The organism is Polaromonas sp. P4_H1, from assembly GCF_056400945.1.
In genome coordinates this window covers 1-15,774 of the sequence record NZ_JBFUKG010000020.1, presented here as the reverse complement: position 1 = coordinate 15,774, position 15,774 = coordinate 1, and the positions used below count along the sequence as shown (strand labels likewise).

Sequence of the window (15,774 nt, the reverse complement as noted above, 5' to 3'; positions counted from 1 at the left end):
GGGCGTTTCTCGCGGTCTTGTTGGCTTGACTGGTTCGCTTGGCTTGCGCTTAGAAGCTGCGCACTTTGAGTGGCACGGACTCGACCGTCAGCGGCTTCATCTGCACGGGCTTGTAGCTCAGGCGGCTGCCCTCGCTGTGCCACAGCGTGTGCTTGTGCCAGTCGGTGTCGTTGCGACCATTGGGATGCTCTGGCGTATCGCCGTAGTCATCAACCGAGTGCGCGCCGCGGCTTTCGTGGCGGGCGGCAGCCGACACGATGGTGGCCTCTGCCGCCTCGATCAGGTTTTCCACTTCCAGCGCTTCGATGCGTGCGGTGTTGAAGATTTTTGACTTGTCCTTCAGGCCGATGTTCTTCACACGTTCGCGCAAGGCCGCGATCTTGGTGACGCCCTCGTCCATCAGGGCCTGGGTGCGGAACACGCCGGCATGCGTCTGCATGGCCGTGCGGATGTCGTTGGCCACATCCTGCGCGTACTCGCCGCCGCTCGCGTTGTCCAGCCGGGCAATGCGCGCCAGCGTCAGGTCGGCCGCGTCGGCCGGCAGCGGCTTGTGCGTCTTGTTGGTATTGTTGAATTCAACAATGTGGTTGCCCGCAGCGCGGCCGAACACCAGCAGGTCCAGCAGCGAATTGGTGCCCAGGCGGTTGGCGCCGTGCACGCTGACGCAGGAGCATTCGCCCACGGCATAAAGGCCGTTAACAACTTCGCTCTTGTTGTCGGCGTTCTGGGTGACCACCTGGCCATGGATGTTGGTCGGAATGCCGCCCATCTGGTAGTGGATGGTGGGCACCACGGGAATCGGTTCCTTGGTGATGTCGACGTTGGCAAAGTTGTGGCCAATCTCGAACACCGACGGCAGGCGCTTCATGATGGTCTCGGCGCCCAGGTGGGTCATGTCGAGGTTGATGTAGTCCTTGTTGGGGCCGCAGCCGCGGCCTTCCTTGATTTCCTGGTCCATGCAGCGCGACACGTAGTCACGCGGCGCCAGATCCTTGTAGGCGGGCGCATAGCGCTCCATGAAGCGTTCGCCGTTGCTGTTGCGCAAAATGGCGCCTTCGCCGCGGCAGCCTTCGGTCAGCAGCACGCCGGCGCCATGCACGCCGGTGGGGTGGAACTGCCAGAACTCCATGTCTTCCAGCGGAATGCCGGCGCGCGCGGCCATGCCCAGGCCGTCACCAGTGTTGATGAACGCGTTGGTGGAGGCCGCAAAAATGCGGCCGGCGCCACCTGTTGCGAGCAGGGTGGTCTTGGCTTCGAAGATATGCACGTCACCGGTTTCCATTTCCAGTGCGGTCACGCCCACGACATCGCCATCGGCGTCGCGGATCAGGTCCATGGCCAGCCATTCCACAAAGAAGCTGGTCTTTTCCTTGACGTTCTGCTGGTACAGCGTGTGCAGCATGGCGTGGCCGGTGCGGTCGGCGGCGGCGCAGGCGCGCTGCACCGGCTTTTCGCCGTAGTTGGCGGTGTGGCCGCCGAACGGGCGCTGGTAAATCGTGCCATCCGGGTTGCGGTCGAACGGCATGCCCATGTGTTCCAGGTCGTAGACAACCTTGGGTGCTTCACGGCACATGTATTCAATGGCGTCCTGGTCGCCGAGCCAGTCGGAACCCTTGACGGTGTCGAAGAAGTGGTAGTGCCAGTTGTCTTCCGACATGTTGCCCAGCGAGGCGCCAATGCCACCCTGCGCGGCCACCGTATGGGAGCGCGTGGGGAACACCTTGGACAGCACGGCCACGTTCAGGCCGGCGCGTGCGAGCTGCAGCGAAGCGCGCATGCCGGAGCCGCCGGCACCGACGATCACAACGTCAAATTTACGCTTGGGGAGTTTGGAGGTAGCGGTCATGTTTATTTGGGAATCTTTTTAGTCGGGGGCGGTCAGCGGTGCTTTAAACGGGCCTCACAGGCGCCACAGGACCTGAATGCCCCAGCCGGCGCACGCCACCAGCCAGACCATGGTGAACACCTGCAGGCCCAGGCGCAGCCCGACCGGCTTGATGTAGTCCATCCAGATGTCGCGCATGCCGACCCACACGTGCCAGAGCAGGGCGATGATGATGGTGAAGGTCAGCACCTTCATCCATTGCGATGAGAAAATGCCGGCCCATTTGTCATAGCCGATGGGGCCTTTGCTGAAAAGGATCTGGGCCAGTACCAGCAGGGTGAACAGGGCCATCAGGGCCGCGGTCACGCGCTGGGCCAGCCAGTCGCGCAGGCCATAGTGAGCGCCGACAACAATGCGCTTGGAGCCGTAATTGACAGACATGGTGAGCTCCTTCTAGTTAGTAAAGGCCAAACAGCTTGGCGCCGAGCACGAGCGTGAGGCCAATGCTCACGGCCAGCGTGACGGCGGCTGATGACTTGCCGAATTCCTTGCTCACGGCCGCATGGCTGGTGTCCATCCACAAGTGGCGAAGCCCTGCGATGAAATGGTGCAGGTAGGCCCAAATCAGTGCCAGCGCGACGAGCTTCCAGAGGAAACCCGGCAGGCCGAGCATGCCCGCGTTGAATGCGGACTTGAATCTGGAGAAGGAGATTTCCGACGATATCGAGGTGTCGAACATCCAGATGATGAAGGGCATCAGTAAAAACATGATGGCCCCGCTGATGCGGTGGAGGATGGAGACAAGGCCGGCGAGGGGCAGGCGATAGCTGGGGAGGTCGGTAAAGGCGTTGATGTTGCGGAACTCGGGCCGCTTCTTCGCTACGGTTGTCGCTGATTCGGACATACTTGGCTTTCTATATTTTTGAGTAACTGGTTTGTAACCATCAAAAGCTGCTCAGCCCGAAATTCTATTGCAATGCAGCATGAATCTTGGGCCGGGTGCCCCATGGCTGAAAGTTTTTATCGGAAAAAGTGGGTTTTAACGGCAAATGCGCCCCGTTCCAGTGCGCTGGAAATCTGATGGGATACACATTGGGGCACGTATCTTACAAATCGTCCCGCTCGGCCTGATTTTCCGCCGCCCGCCGCGCTGCCGCTTGCGCGTTGCCTTGGGTGGGGAAACATCGTTTTCATGGGTCTGTTGTCTTCGGGTTTTGGTTTCGGTTTCGGGGTTTCGGTTTCAACTCAGGGTGTTGTGATAGTGGTGGGTGTCGGTGCGGTAGTAGCCGCGCCGCAGCTCCATGGGGACGTCGTTGTAGGTATAGGCAATGCGCTCCACGCTCAGCAGTGGTGTTCCATGCGCTACTTTTAATAGCAGTTCACGACCATCCGTAGCGGGTTCGGCACGTATTTTTTCTTCGGCGCGAACCATGCGCACATTGAATTCGGTCTCGAACAGGGCGTACATCGGGCCGTGGTAGCCGGCCAGGCGTTCGGCGGTCAGGCCCTTGAATGGCGCGGCCGGTAGCCACAGGTCTTCCAGGATGGTGGGCGTGCCGGAAAAACTCAGCACCCGGCGCGCCTGCAGCACCGCGTCGCCAGTACGCAGCGCCAGGGCGCGTGCAATGTCGGCGCTGGCGCGGATGCGCCGGCAGTCGATGATGTCGCGCTGTGCGGGGCCTTCGCTGCCCGGAATGCCGGAGTCGGGCACAAGCTTCAGGAAGCGGAACTGCACATGCTGCTCTGCATGCGTGGCCACAAAAGTGCCTTTGCCTTGGCGGCGCACCACCAGGTTGTCGGTGGCCAGCTCGTCAATTGCCTTGCGCACCGTGCCCTGGCTGACGCGGTAACGGGCCGCCAGTTCCATTTCAGATGGAATGGCTTCGCCGGGCTTCCACTCGCCCGACTGCAGGCTTTGCAGGATCAGGCCCTTGATTTGCTGGTACAGCGGGCTGAACGCCGGGGTGGCACCTGCAAAATCATCGACAGACGAGGCGGGAATGGCGGTCATGGCAGAACGGTATTAATCCTGCTTATCATATCTTATATAAGACATAAGACAAATTGACGGGCGGGCATTTTCAGGCGTAAAATCTTCGGCTGAGTCCAACGCGCAGCCTGCCTGTTCCGGGGAATTTTGGGGTAAAAGCCCCGTCCGGATTGACCTGAAATCTCCAGGCTGGCGCCAAACACCTCACGCCGTTCACACCCCTTTTTCAACCGATTTTCAAACTTCCTGGAGTCCTCAATCATGAGCAAAAAACCCGTCCGTGTTGCCGTCACTGGTGCAGCTGGTCAAATCGGTTATGCCTTGTTGTTCCGCATCGCCTCTGGCGAGATGCTCGGCAAGGACCAGCCTGTCATTCTGCAATTGCTCGAAGTGCCGGTTGAAGGCCCCCAGAAAGCGCTCAAGGGCGTGATGATGGAGCTTGACGACTGCGCATTCCCGCTGCTGGTCGACATGGAGGCGCACAGCGACCCGATGACCGCGTTCAAGGATGCCGACTACGCGCTGCTGGTCGGTTCGCGTCCGCGCGGCCCCGGCATGGAGCGCGCTGAACTGCTGGCCGTCAATGGCGCCATCTTCACCGCGCAAGGCAAGGCCCTCAACGCCGTGGCCAGCCGCAACGTCAAGGTGCTGGTGGTCGGCAATCCGGCCAATACCAACGCCTACATCGCCATGAAGAGCGCGCCCGACCTGCCGCGCAAGAACTTCACCGCCATGCTGCGCCTGGATCACAACCGTGCCGCCAGCCAGATCGCTGCCAAGACCGGCAAGGCCGTGGCTGACATTGAAAAACTCACCGTCTGGGGCAACCACTCGCCCACCATGTACGCCGACTACCGTTTTGCCACCATCAACGGCGAAAGCGTCGCCAAGATGATCAACGACCAGGAATGGAACGCCAATGTGTTCCTGCCCACCGTGGGCAAGCGTGGCGCCGCCATCATTGAAGCCCGTGGTTTGTCGTCGGCTGCCTCGGCCGCCAACGCCGCCATCGACCACATGCGCGACTGGGCCCTCGGCACCAACGGCAAATGGGTCACCATGGGCATCCCGTCGGACGGCCAGTACGGCATTCCGAAAGACACGATGTTCGGTTTCCCCGTGACCTGCGAAAACGGCGAGTACAAACTGGTCGAAGGCCTGGAGATTGACGCGTTCAGCCAGGAGCGTATCAACAAGACGCTGGAAGAATTGCAAGGCGAGCAGGCAGGCGTTGCCCATTTGCTCTGATTGCAAAGGCAAATTCAGTAGTGAAACATCCGCGCGAAGTTCTCCTCGGCGCTCAGGCCGCAAGCGGTGTCCTGCCTGTTTGTGACCACTACAGCGGCGTGGAGGCGCGGATGCGCAAAAGCCTGCAACTGCAGGCCGAGATGTGCGAGGAGTTTGGCGCCTGCGTTTTTGACGTGACGCTGGACTGCGAAGACGGCGCACCCGTAGGCGGCGAGGCCGACCATGCGGCCATGGTGGTAGCACTGGCCACGCTTGCCAGCGACAAGGCCCGTGTGGCCGTTCGCGTGCATGCGGTAGACCATCCGGCTTTTGAGTCCGACATGGCCACCATTGCCAGCAAGCTGGCGCAACGGCTTTCGCACATCATGGTGCCCAAGGTCGAGTCGGTCGATGACGTGATCAGGGCAGAACAGGCGCTGATCGCCGCATCGGCCGGCGACTTGCCGCTGCATGTGCTGATCGAATCGCCGCTGGCGGTGCACAACGCCTTTGACATTGCCGCGCATCCGCGCGTGCAGTCGCTCAGCTTCGGGCTGATGGATTTTGTCTCCGCCCACGGCGGCGCGATTCCGGCCGACGGCATGAGCAGCCAGGGCCAGTTCACGCATCCGCTGGTGGTGCGCGCCAAGCTCGAGATTGCCTCCGCCTGCCATGCGCATGGCAAGGTGCCATCGCATTGCGTTGTCACAGAGTTCAATGACACGGCTGCCATGACCCTGGCCGCCCGCCATGCGGCTCGCCAATTGGGCTACACCCGCATGTGGAGCATTCACCCCAACCAGATCCGCCCCATCCTGGAGGCCTTTGCGCCCAGCGAGGGCGAGATTGAAGATGCTACAAAAATAATAGCTGCTGCTGAGCGCGCTGATTGGGCTCCCATTAGTTTTGAAGGTAAATTGCACGACCGCGCGAGTTACCGTTATTACTGGCAGGTGCTGGAGCGCGCGCACCAGACGGGTCGGGCGCTGCCCGCCGAAGCCCGGACTTATTTCCAGACCGCTCATTCCTGAGCATCCCCTCACCAAGATTGTCACCAACCGCATGAAAACCATTCACTCCGCCACCCTTGCTGCCACTGCTGCCACGATGGTCGCTGCTGTTTTGCTGGCCAGCCCTGGCATGGCGGCGGCGCAAACCACAGCCGACAAGCCTGCTGCCCCTGCCGCCAAAGCTGCGGCCAAACCAGCTGCCGCCAAAAAACCGGCTGTCAGCGCCGACCGCACCAACCTCAAAACCACGGCCAAAAACGTGGCGGCGGGCATTGAGGCCGCGGAGGATGCAATGACGCCAGCCGAGCTGGCCATTGCCGAGCGCGTGCATGTGGGCAGTCTGCCTTGCGAACTCGGTGCTTCGGTCACGCTGACGGCGGACACCAAAGCCCCCGGCTACTTTGACCTGCAAGGCAAGAACTTCAAATATCGCATGTTCCCGGTGGCCACCACCACCGGCGCCATTCGCCTGGAAGACAAAAAGGCCGGTGCGGTGTGGCTGCAATTGGCCAACAAATCGATGTTGATGAACCAGAAACTGGGCATCCGCCTGGCCGACGAGTGCGTGAGCCCGTCGCAAGTGGCGGTGGGCGAGGCCATGAAGCTGAACCCGCCAGCCAGCGTGCTGGATGCGCCCAAGCCTGTGGCCGCTGCCGTGACGGCGCCGGTCATTGCGCAGCCAGCGGCTGTCGCACCTGCGCCCGCCGCGCCGGCCGTCAGGTAAGCACCACTTTCAGCCCCCAAGACCCAACCCGCGATCCCCACGATTTTTGAATACAGGAGAAAACCAGCATGTCGTCCGAGTTTTTGCAAAGCTACCGCAACCATGTCGCCGAGCGCGCCATTGCGGGCATTTCACCGCTGCCGCTGTCGGCCCAGCAAACCGCCGAGGTCATTGAGCTGCTGAAAAACCCGCCGAAGGGCGAGGACGCATTTCTGGTTGAACTCATCACCCACCGTGTTCCCGCCGGCGTCGATGACGCTGCCAAGGTCAAGGCCAGCTACCTGGCGGCCGTGGCCCACGGTACCGAAAAGTGCGCGCTGATCTCGCGCGAAAAAGCCACCCAATTGCTGGGCACCATGCTGGGCGGCTACAACATCAGCCCGATGATTGCGCTGCTTGACGACGCCGAAGACAGTGTGGCCGCGCAAGCGGCCAGCGGCCTGAAGAACACCCTGCTGATGTTCGACCAGTTCCACGACGTCCAGGAAAAATCCGACAAGGGCAACAAATACGCCAAGGCCGTGCTGCAAAGCTGGGCCGACGCCGAATGGTTCACCAGCCGCCCCGAGGTGCCCGAGTCCATCAAGTTGACCGTGTTCAAGGTTGCCGGCGAAATCAATACCGACGACCTGTCTCCCGCGCCCGACGCCTGGAGCCGCCCCGATATTCCACTGCATGCGCTGGCCATGCACAAGAATGCCCGTCCTGGCGTCACGCCCGAAGAAGACGGCAAGCGCGGCCCGGTCAAGTTCATTGAAGAGCTCAAGGCCAAGGGCAATCTCGTGGCCTATGTGGGCGACGTGGTGGGCACGGGTTCATCGCGCAAGTCAGCGACCAACTCGGTGCTGTGGTGGACCGGCCAGGACATCCCCTTTGTGCCCAACAAGCGCTTTGGCGGCGTTTGCCTGGGCGGCAAGATCGCCCCGATTTTCTACAACACCATGGAAGATTCCGGCGCGCTGCCGATCGAACTCGACGTGAGCCAGATGGCCATGGGCGACGTGATCGAGCTGCGCCCCTACGAAGGCAAGGCCCTGAAAGACGGCAAGGTGATCGCCGAGTTCAAGCTCAAGAGCGATGTGCTGTTTGACGAAGTGCGCGCCGGTGGCCGCATTCCGCTGATCGTCGGCCGCGGTCTGACCGCCAAGGCGCGCTTAGCGCTGGGCCTGCCGGTGTCGACCCAGTTCCGTCTGCCGCAAAACCCCGTTGACAGCGGCCGCGGTTTCACGCTGGCGCAAAAAATGGTCGGCCGCGCGGTCGGCCTGCCTGAAGGTCAGGGCGTACGCCCCGGTACCTACTGTGAACCCAAGATGACCTCTGTCGGTTCGCAGGACACCACCGGCCCGATGACGCGCGACGAACTGAAAGACCTGGCCTGCCTGGGCTTCAGCTCCGACCTGGTGATGCAGTCCTTCTGCCACACCGCGGCCTATCCGAAACCGGTGGACGTGAAGATGCACCACGAGCTGCCTGACTTCATCAGCACGCGCGGCGGCATTTCGCTGCGTCCCGGCGACGGCATCATCCACAGCTGGCTCAACCGCATGCTGTTGCCCGACACCGTGGGCACCGGCGGCGACAGCCATACCCGTTTCCCCATCGGCATCAGCTTCCCCGCGGGTTCCGGCCTCGTGGCTTTCGGCGCCGCCACCGGCGTGATGCCGCTGGACATGCCTGAGTCGGTGCTGGTTCGCTTCAAGGGCGAAATGCAGCCCGGCATCACCCTGCGCGACCTGGTCAATGCCATTCCGCTGTACGCCATCAAGGCCGGTTTGCTGACGGTGGCCAAGCAGGGCAAGAAAAACGTCTTCTCGGGCCGCATCCTGGAGATTGAAGGCTTGCCTGACTTGAAGGTAGAGCAGGCGTTTGAACTGAGCGATGCATCTGCCGAGCGCTCCGCCGGTGGTTGCACGGTGCACCTGAACAAGGAACCCATCATCGAATACATCACCAGCAACATCACGATGCTGAAATGGATGATTGCGACGGGGTACTCGGATGTGCGCACTATCAACCGCCGTATCGCCGCCATGGAAGCCTGGCTGGCCGATCCGCAGCTGCTCAAAGGCGATGCGGATGCCGAATACGCCGCCGTGATTGAGATCGACCTGGCCGACATCCACGAACCCATCGTGGCCTGCCCGAACGATCCGGACGACGTGAAGACGCTGGCCGACGTGGCGGGTTCCAAGATCGACGAAGTGTTCATCGGTTCCTGCATGACCAACATCGGCCATTTCCGCGCCGCGTCCAAGCTGCTCGAAAACAAGCGCGACATTCCCGTGAAACTCTGGATGGCTCCGCCGACCAAGATGGATGCCAAGCAGCTGACCGAAGAAGGCCATTACGGCGTGCTCGGCTCGGCCGGCGCGCGCATGGAAATGCCGGGTTGCAGCCTGTGTATGGGCAATCAGGCGCAGGTGAAAGAGGGCGCCACGGTGTTCTCCACGTCCACCCGCAACTTCCCGAACCGCCTGGGCAAGAACTCCAATGTGTACCTCGGCTCCGCCGAGCTGGCCGCAATCTGTTCCAAGCTCGGTCGCATCCCGACCAAGGCGGAGTACATGGCCGACATGGGCGTGTTGACGGCGGCCAGCAGCACCGTGTACCAGTACCTGAACTTTGACAAGGTCAAGGATTACACTGATATGGCGGACACCGTGAAGGATGGCGTGGCAGCGTAAGCTTCCATCCACTTCCATTCCGCGTTCACCCGGACCCCTCAAAAAGTCTGGCAGGTTCGACAAAAAGCCCCGCAGCGAAAGTTGCGGGGCTTTTTCTTTTTGTTTCAACAGTGTCTGTAGTCAACGCTCTATCTGCTCTATCTGCTCTATCTGCGTAAGGATCTGTTCAATGGCGAGCCAATGAGCCGGGTCAAGTCTGCGGCATCAAGGTCTGCAGGGTTTTCCTGGTGAACTCATCCGCCGGAAAGAATGTCTCCATCGCCAGCTCCTGCAGTGTGACGTCGACGGGCGAGCCGAAGATGGTGGTGGTGCTGATCAATGTCAGCACGCCGGCCGGCGTGGTGAACTTGAAGGGCATGACGACACCCGCGTGCTCGCCGTCGAGCTGCAGGCCGGCGTTGTCTTCAGGCTCGGGGTAGGCCTTCAGTTCTTCCAGCAGGGCCACCAGCACCGGGTCGGCGGTAGCCGTGATTTGCTGGCGCAGGCGTTCGAACAGGTGGGCGCGCCACTGCGCCAGGTTGGCAATTTTTGGGGCCAGCCCCAGCGGGTGCAGGCTCAGGCGCAACACATTCACGGGCGCCTGCAGCAGCGACGCATCGGCCCCGGCCATCAGGTGCGGCACCATGCGGTTGGCCGCGACCAGGTTCCAGTGCCGGTCGATTGCCAAGGCGGGGTAGGGTTCGTGGCTTTTCAGCAGCAACTCCACCGCCTGCCGGGCCGAATCCAGCGCCGGATCATGGAGTGGCCGCTCGCGGTACATCGGTGCATAGCCCGCCGCCACCAGCAGGGCATTGCGCTCGCGCAGCGGAATGTCCAGGCGCTCAGAAAGGCGCAACACCATTTCACGGCTGGGAACGGACCGGCCGGTTTCCACAAAACTCAGGTGCCGGGTCGAAATCTCCGCCTCATGGGCCAGGTCCAGCTGGCTCAGGCGACGGTGCCGGCGCCAGTGGCGCAGGTGATCACCAAACGGTTGGAGGGTGCTTGTGTTCATGGTGCCATCCTAAAGCGCCAGCAGGCCGGTATTCCATTACCTCCCACGTCATCGACTTGCGGCGCCCCCGCGGGAATGATTCAAGTCCATGCCGCACTGATTGATAGCCAGGTGCGCTGGCTGACTTAACCGGCTATCTCAACCCAGGTTCAATTCAAGTTAATCCAAGTTAATCCAAGGAGTTTGCAATGTCTTCCATTTCGTTCATGTCCTCCCCCAACTTCCTGCGCAATGTGCTGCGTGCCGATGCGCTCTCGTGCGTGGCTTGCGGTGTGCTTCAGGTCGTTTTCACGGGCCACATGGCCCAACTGCTGGGCTTGCCTGAGGCCTTGCTGGCCTACACCGGCGAATTTTTGCTCGTGTATGCGGCGGCGGTGGCCTTTGTTTCCACGCGTGACCCCTTGCCGAGGCCCCTGGTCTGGGTGCTGCTGGCGGGTAATCTGGGCTGGGCCATCGCTTGTGCGCTGCTGCTGGTCAGTGGCCGCGTGGCGCCCTCCCTGCTGGGTGCGGCCTATGTGGTGGCGCAGGCGCTGACCGTGGCGGTGCTGGCCGAACTCCAGTTTTTCGGATTACGCCGCTCGGCGCCCCAGCCGGCCTGGTGAAGGGGCTGGCAAAGGTGGTTGCGGGCCTTGTGCGGCAGGCCGTGAAAGCTCGCGCCACCTTGCCGGGTATGTTGCCAAAGGCTCCCACATCAGCCCGGCGCCTGCCAGAATGGAGGCTGTTGGTTTAACAAAAAGGAGTCTGCCATGGCCAAATTGCCTACGCCCGCCCGTCCTTCCCATGCTTTCGCTGCAACGCGCAAAACCTTCAAAACCGCGTCAGGCAAAACGGGCGAGTTCTATTCCCTGCCCGCGCTGGCCAAACAGTTCCCCAAGGTGGCGCGCCTGCCGGTGTCCATACGCATCGTGCTCGAGTCGGTGCTGCGCAACTGCGATGGAAAAAAAGTGACGGCCGAGCATGTGGCGGAGGTGGCCAACTGGGCGCCCCGTGCGGACCGTACGCAGGAAATCCCCTTTGTGGTTTCGCGCGTGGTGCTGCAGGACTTCACAGGCGTGCCGCTGCTGGCCGACCTGGCTGCGATGCGCAGCGTCGCCCTGAAGTTGGGCAAGAACCCGAAATCGATTGAGCCGCTGGTGCCGGTGGACCTGGTGGTGGACCATTCCATCATGGTTGACTACTACGGCAAGAAGAATTCGCTGGACCTGAACATGAAGCTCGAATTCCAGCGCAACCGCGAGCGCTACGAATTCATGAAATGGGGCATGCAGGCCTTTGACACCTTTGGCGTGGTGCCTCCAGGATTCGGCATCGTGCACCAGGTCAATCTCGAATACCTGGCGCGCGGCGTGCACAAGACAAAAGAAGGGGTGTATTACCCCGACTCGCTGGTCGGCACCGACAGCCACACCACCATGATCAACGGTATTGGCGTGGTGGCCTGGGGCGTGGGCGGCATTGAAGCGGAAGCCGCCATGCTGGGCCAGCCGGTGTATTTCCTCACGCCTGACGTGGTGGGTTTTGAACTGACGGGCCGGCTGCGCGAGGGTGTCACGGCGACCGACCTGGTGCTGCGCGTGACGGAGACCCTGCGCAAGGAAAAGGTCGTCGGCAAGTTTGTCGAATTCTTCGGCGAAGGCACCCGCACGCTGGCCCTGCCCGACCGTGCCACGATTGGCAACATGGCGCCCGAATACGGCGCCACCATGGGTTTTTTCCCGGTGGATGAAAAAACCATCGAGTACTTCAAGGGCACCGGGCGCACCAAGGACGAAATCGAGGCGTTCGAGGCTTACTTCAGGGCGCAGGGCCTGTTCGGCGTGGCCAAGGCCGGTGACATTGACTATTCGCAGGTGGTCAAGCTCGACCTGGGCGACGTCACGCCCAGCCTGGCCGGCCCCAAACGACCGCAAGACCGCATCGAACTGGGTCATGTGGCCAGCCAGTTCGCCTCGCTTTTTAGCAAGCCGATTGCGGACAACGGCTTCAACCAGCCTGCCGGCATGCTGGCTACGCGGCACTTGCTGCGGCACACGGACGATGGCCGCGCCGATACTCTCCCGGGGGCGCTTCCCACGCCAATGGGTGCGCCGCGCTCGGTGGTCGAAATGGAAGGCAACCGCCCCACGCTGGCCACGATGGCAGCAGCCCATCCCGAGGTCCCCACGCCCGAGTCCAAAAAAGCCGGCATCAGCATCGGCAACGGCGATGTGCTGATTGCGGCGATCACCAGCTGCACCAACACGTCGAACCCCAGCGTGTTGCTGGCGGCGGGCCTGCTGGCCAAAAAAGCGGTGGAAGCGGGCCTGAAAGTGCAGCCGCACATCAAGACCTCCCTGGCTCCCGGCTCACGTATCGTGACCGAATACCTGACCGAAACCGGCTTGTTGCCTTACCTTGAAAAGCTGGGCTTTGCCCTGGCCGGTTACGGCTGCACCACCTGCATCGGCAACGCCGGGGATTTGACGCCCGAGATCAACGAAGCCATCACCAAGAGCGACCTGGTGTGCGCCGCCGTGCTGTCGGGCAATCGCAACTTCGAAGCCCGCATCCATCCCAACCTGAAAGCCAACTTCTTGGCCAGCCCGCCGCTGGTGGTGGCGTATGCCATTGCCGGCACGGTGATGCGCGACCTGATGACCGAGCCGGTCGGCAAGGGCAAGGGTGGCAAGGATGTCTACCTGGGCGATATCTGGCCGACCAGCGATGAGATTGACAAGCTCATGAAGTACGCCATGAACGGCAAAGCCTTCCGCGCCAATTACGCCAAGGTCAAGACCGAGCCGGGCAAGCTTTGGGAAAACATCAAGGGGGTGACAGGCACCTCCTACACCTGGCCCACCAGCACCTACATCGCCGAGCCGCCATTCTTCAAGGATTTCACCATGGCCGCGGGCGAGGCCGGCAGCGTGTCGGTCAAGAGCGCACGCATCATGGCGCTGTTTGGCGACTCCATCACCACCGACCATATTTCGCCTGCCGGCTCCATCAAGGCCAGCTCGCCGGCAGGCTTGTGGCTGCAGGCGCACGGTGTGCAGAAGGCCGACTTCAACAGCTACGGCGCACGCCGCGGCAACCACGACGTGATGATGCGCGGCACCTTTGCCAATGTGCGCATCAAGAACCTGATGATTCCGCCGGATGCAACGGGCTCGCGTGAAGAAGGCGGGGTGACGCTGTTCCAGCCGGGACAGGAGAAGATGTTCATTTACGACGCCGCCATGAAGTACATTGAAGAAGGCACGCCAACGGTGATTTTTGCCGGCGAGGAATACGGCACCGGCTCGTCGCGCGACTGGGCGGCCAAGGGCACCCAGCTGCTGGGCATCAAGGCCGTGGTGGCCCGCAGCTTCGAGCGCATTCACCGCAGCAACCTGGTGGGCATGGGCGTCCTGCCCTTGCAGTTCAGGCCCGGCGAATCGTGGCAGACCCTCAAACTCACGGGCAACGAAGTCATCGACGTGATTCCCCACCCCGAACTCAAGCCCCAGAGCGATGCCACGCTGGTCATCACCCGCGCCGACGGCTCGCGTGAAGAGGTCAGCGTGATCCTGCGCATCGACACGCCCATCGAAGTGGACTACTACCGCAACGGCGGCATTCTGCCTTTCGTGCTTCGGCAGCTTCTCGCTGCATGAGCACCCAGGACATTTTTGAAAATCACCAAGCGACCGCGCGGCGAGGTGCTCAGCCGGCTTCTCGCTGCCTGAACACGAACAGCAGGAGTGTCAAGCGCACGGCTGCCGGTCGAAGCATTCAAGCCCTGATGGCAGCAATGGCAGCATGATGAGGCAAGCCTTGATTGCCGGTGGCGGCATCGGTGGGCTGGCGGCGGCGCTGTCCGCCTCGCGGGCGGGCTGGGAAGTGCGCCTGTTTGAACGCGCAAGCGTTTTCAGCGACGTGGGCGCCGGCGTTCAGCTGGGCCCCAACGTCGTCAAGGTGCTGCACGGCTGGGGGCTGGCTCAGCCGCTTGATGCGGTGGCCGCGTTTCCCGGGCGCCTGCAGGTGCGCAGCGCCGTGTCGAGCCAGGTGCTGGGCGAGTTGCCGCTGGGGGCCAGCATGGTCCGGCGTTATGGTGCGCCTTATGTCACGCTGCACCGTGCCGACCTGCACGGCCTGCTGCTCCAGGCCGTGCAGCAGCAGACCGACGCGAAACTTCACCTGGACCGTCCGCTGCAATCTTTCAGCCAGACGGCGCAGGCCGTCACGGTGAAAACCGAAGGCGGGCCGGAAATTGAGGGCGACGCCCTGGTTGGCGCCGATGGCGTGTGGAGCACGGTGCGCCAGCAGCTGCTGGGCGACGGCCTGCCGCGGCGCACCGGCCACCTTGCCTACCGGGCACTGGTGTCGCAGGCCAGTCTGCCCGAAAAGCTCAGGACCCAGCATGTCACGGTCTGGCTGGGTCCGCGCATGCACGTGGTGCAGTACCCGGTGCGCAGCGGCGAGTGGCTCAATGTGGTGGCCATCGTGCATGGCGAAGTAGCCGCAGATGCCGACCCCTGGGACCACAGCGCCAATGCGGTCGACCTGGCCGCGGCGCTGGCCGGCAGCTGTGCCGCGCTGCGCGAGCTGGTGGACGCCCTGGCCGGCTGGCGCTTGTGGGCACTGAGCGATCGAGCGCCCATGCAGGACTCCCACCAGCATGCGGTAGGTCGCGTGGCCCTGCTGGGCGATGCCGCCCACCCGATGCTGCCCTACCTGGCGCAAGGCGCCGGCATGGCGATTGAAGACGCCGCCGAGCTGGGCCACACCCTGGCGCAGGCGCTGGACCCGGCCTTTGATGTACCGACCATGCTGCAGCGTTATGCGCTGAACCGCTGGCAGCGCAATGCGCAAGTGCAGACCAGGGCCTTGCGCAACGGCCAGATATTCCATGCGGACGGACTGTTGCGCTGGGGGCGGGATGCCGCGCTGAAGGTGCTGGGGGAGAAGCTGCTGGATATGCCCTGGCTTTATGGTGGGGTGTCCAAGGTCTTGTAGGTTGCTATTGAATTAATAGCTGATTGGCTCTGCTGAGGGCAGCTGGCTGGGGGTAGCCCGGCGGCTGGCTACTCACTTTTCTTTTGCTTCGCTGTATAGACCGGGGACATAGGTGACAGGTGTGCGGGGACATGGTGGACACTTTCCGGCGAATTTGCCGGAGGATCACCATGCCTTGGAAAGCACAAGACACCATGAGTCTGAAACAGGAATTTGTCGCACTGGCTACGAAAGATGGAGCGAATCGCCGTGAGCTGTGCCGGCGCTTCGGGATCAGCCCGCAGACGGGCTACAAATGGCTGCAGCGCTATGCCACCGAAGGCGGAGCCGGGCTTGCAGAGAG

At 62.3% G+C, this 15,774-nt stretch carries 13 protein-coding genes; 8 read left to right on the top strand and 5 right to left on the bottom strand.

What is annotated here, in order from left to right; translation table 11 throughout:
* Nucleotides 1–49: 49 nt before the first annotated feature.
* The 4 genes from sdhA to AC1DS5_RS21345 all read right to left on the bottom strand — a co-directional run bounded on the left by sdhA (nucleotide 50) and on the right by AC1DS5_RS21345 (nucleotide 3,836).
* A complete protein-coding gene (gene sdhA / locus AC1DS5_RS21360) occupies nucleotides 50–1,846 on the bottom strand; it encodes a succinate dehydrogenase flavoprotein subunit (RefSeq protein ID WP_477720263.1) in 1,797 nt (598 codons plus the stop codon).
* Between the two features lie 54 nt (nucleotides 1,847–1,900).
* Nucleotides 1,901–2,266 (bottom strand): succinate dehydrogenase, hydrophobic membrane anchor protein, encoded by a 366-nt coding sequence (gene sdhD, locus AC1DS5_RS21355; RefSeq protein WP_011484500.1) that lies wholly within the window; start codon nucleotides 2,264–2,266, stop codon nucleotides 1,901–1,903.
* A gap of 16 nt (nucleotides 2,267–2,282) precedes the next feature.
* Nucleotides 2,283–2,729 carry a succinate dehydrogenase, cytochrome b556 subunit gene (sdhC, locus tag AC1DS5_RS21350; RefSeq protein ID WP_011484499.1) on the bottom strand — a complete coding sequence of 149 codons (447 nt, stop codon included), beginning with the start codon at nucleotides 2,727–2,729 and terminating at the stop codon, nucleotides 2,283–2,285.
* A gap of 336 nt (nucleotides 2,730–3,065) precedes the next feature.
* Nucleotides 3,066–3,836 (bottom strand): GntR family transcriptional regulator, encoded by a 771-nt coding sequence (locus tag AC1DS5_RS21345; RefSeq protein WP_477720262.1) that lies wholly within the window; start codon nucleotides 3,834–3,836, stop codon nucleotides 3,066–3,068.
* Between the two features lie 240 nt (nucleotides 3,837–4,076).
* On the opposite strand from AC1DS5_RS21345, the gene AC1DS5_RS21340 reads away from it, so the two are divergent.
* The 4 genes from AC1DS5_RS21340 to AC1DS5_RS21325 all read left to right on the top strand — a co-directional run bounded on the left by AC1DS5_RS21340 (nucleotide 4,077) and on the right by AC1DS5_RS21325 (nucleotide 9,460).
* Nucleotides 4,077–5,063: a malate dehydrogenase gene (locus AC1DS5_RS21340; protein ID WP_477720261.1), complete on the top strand. Its 987-nt coding sequence runs from the start codon at nucleotides 4,077–4,079 to the stop codon at nucleotides 5,061–5,063.
* A 20-nt stretch (nucleotides 5,064–5,083) separates the two neighbouring features.
* Nucleotides 5,084–6,073 carry an HpcH/HpaI aldolase/citrate lyase family protein gene (locus tag AC1DS5_RS21335; protein ID WP_477720260.1) on the top strand — a complete coding sequence of 330 codons (990 nt, stop codon included), beginning with the start codon at nucleotides 5,084–5,086 and terminating at the stop codon, nucleotides 6,071–6,073.
* Between the two features lie 31 nt (nucleotides 6,074–6,104).
* Nucleotides 6,105–6,776 (top strand): hypothetical protein, encoded by a 672-nt coding sequence (locus tag AC1DS5_RS21330; RefSeq protein WP_477720259.1) that lies wholly within the window; start codon nucleotides 6,105–6,107, stop codon nucleotides 6,774–6,776.
* 68 nt (nucleotides 6,777–6,844) lie between these two features.
* Nucleotides 6,845–9,460, top strand: a complete 2,616-nt coding sequence (locus AC1DS5_RS21325) for a bifunctional aconitate hydratase 2/2-methylisocitrate dehydratase (RefSeq protein WP_477720258.1) — start codon at nucleotides 6,845–6,847, stop codon at nucleotides 9,458–9,460.
* Nucleotides 9,461–9,650: 190 nt separating this feature from the next.
* Here AC1DS5_RS21325 and AC1DS5_RS21320 read toward each other — a convergent pair whose 3' ends face one another.
* The gene (locus AC1DS5_RS21320) at nucleotides 9,651–10,454 is read right to left on the bottom strand and encodes an MmyB family transcriptional regulator (RefSeq protein ID WP_477720257.1); all 804 of its coding nucleotides are present in this window, start codon (nucleotides 10,452–10,454) and stop codon (nucleotides 9,651–9,653) included.
* 188 nt (nucleotides 10,455–10,642) lie between these two features.
* Here AC1DS5_RS21320 and AC1DS5_RS21315 point away from each other — a divergent pair, with 188 nt between their 5' ends.
* The 4 genes from AC1DS5_RS21315 to AC1DS5_RS21300 all read left to right on the top strand — a co-directional run.
* Entirely contained in the window at nucleotides 10,643–11,056 is a 414-nt protein-coding gene (locus tag AC1DS5_RS21315; RefSeq protein ID WP_477720256.1) for a hypothetical protein, read from the top strand.
* A gap of 144 nt (nucleotides 11,057–11,200) precedes the next feature.
* Nucleotides 11,201–14,089 (top strand): aconitate hydratase, encoded by a 2,889-nt coding sequence (locus tag AC1DS5_RS21310; protein ID WP_477720255.1) that lies wholly within the window; start codon nucleotides 11,201–11,203, stop codon nucleotides 14,087–14,089.
* A 145-nt stretch (nucleotides 14,090–14,234) separates the two neighbouring features.
* Nucleotides 14,235–15,431 (top strand): FAD-dependent monooxygenase, encoded by a 1,197-nt coding sequence (locus AC1DS5_RS21305; RefSeq protein ID WP_477720254.1) that lies wholly within the window; start codon nucleotides 14,235–14,237, stop codon nucleotides 15,429–15,431.
* A 170-nt stretch (nucleotides 15,432–15,601) separates the two neighbouring features.
* Nucleotides 15,602–15,774 (top strand): helix-turn-helix domain-containing protein (locus AC1DS5_RS21300; protein ID WP_477718424.1); only part of this gene is annotated, 173 nt, incomplete at its 3' end.

Excerpts from the sequence above, each read along its gene's own strand:
- AC1DS5_RS21325 (WP_477720258.1), top strand. The coding sequence starts at position 6,845 with ATGTCGTCCGAGTTTTTGCAAAGCTACCGCAACCATGTCGCCGAGCGC.
- AC1DS5_RS21320 (WP_477720257.1), bottom strand. The coding sequence starts at position 10,454 with ATGAACACAAGCACCCTCCAACCGTTTGGTGATCACCTGCGCCACTGG.
- AC1DS5_RS21345 (WP_477720262.1), bottom strand. The coding sequence starts at position 3,836 with ATGACCGCCATTCCCGCCTCGTCTGTCGATGATTTTGCAGGTGCCACC.
- AC1DS5_RS21305 (WP_477720254.1), top strand. The coding sequence starts at position 14,235 with ATGATGAGGCAAGCCTTGATTGCCGGTGGCGGCATCGGTGGGCTGGCG.
- sdhA (WP_477720263.1), bottom strand. The coding sequence starts at position 1,846 with ATGACCGCTACCTCCAAACTCCCCAAGCGTAAATTTGACGTTGTGATC.
- AC1DS5_RS21340 (WP_477720261.1), top strand. The coding sequence starts at position 4,077 with ATGAGCAAAAAACCCGTCCGTGTTGCCGTCACTGGTGCAGCTGGTCAA.
- AC1DS5_RS21330 (WP_477720259.1), top strand. The coding sequence starts at position 6,105 with ATGAAAACCATTCACTCCGCCACCCTTGCTGCCACTGCTGCCACGATG.
- AC1DS5_RS21315 (WP_477720256.1), top strand. The coding sequence starts at position 10,643 with ATGTCTTCCATTTCGTTCATGTCCTCCCCCAACTTCCTGCGCAATGTG.
- sdhD (WP_011484500.1), bottom strand. The coding sequence starts at position 2,266 with ATGTCTGTCAATTACGGCTCCAAGCGCATTGTTGTCGGCGCTCACTAT.
- sdhC (WP_011484499.1), bottom strand. The coding sequence starts at position 2,729 with ATGTCCGAATCAGCGACAACCGTAGCGAAGAAGCGGCCCGAGTTCCGC.
- AC1DS5_RS21310 (WP_477720255.1), top strand. The coding sequence starts at position 11,201 with ATGGCCAAATTGCCTACGCCCGCCCGTCCTTCCCATGCTTTCGCTGCA.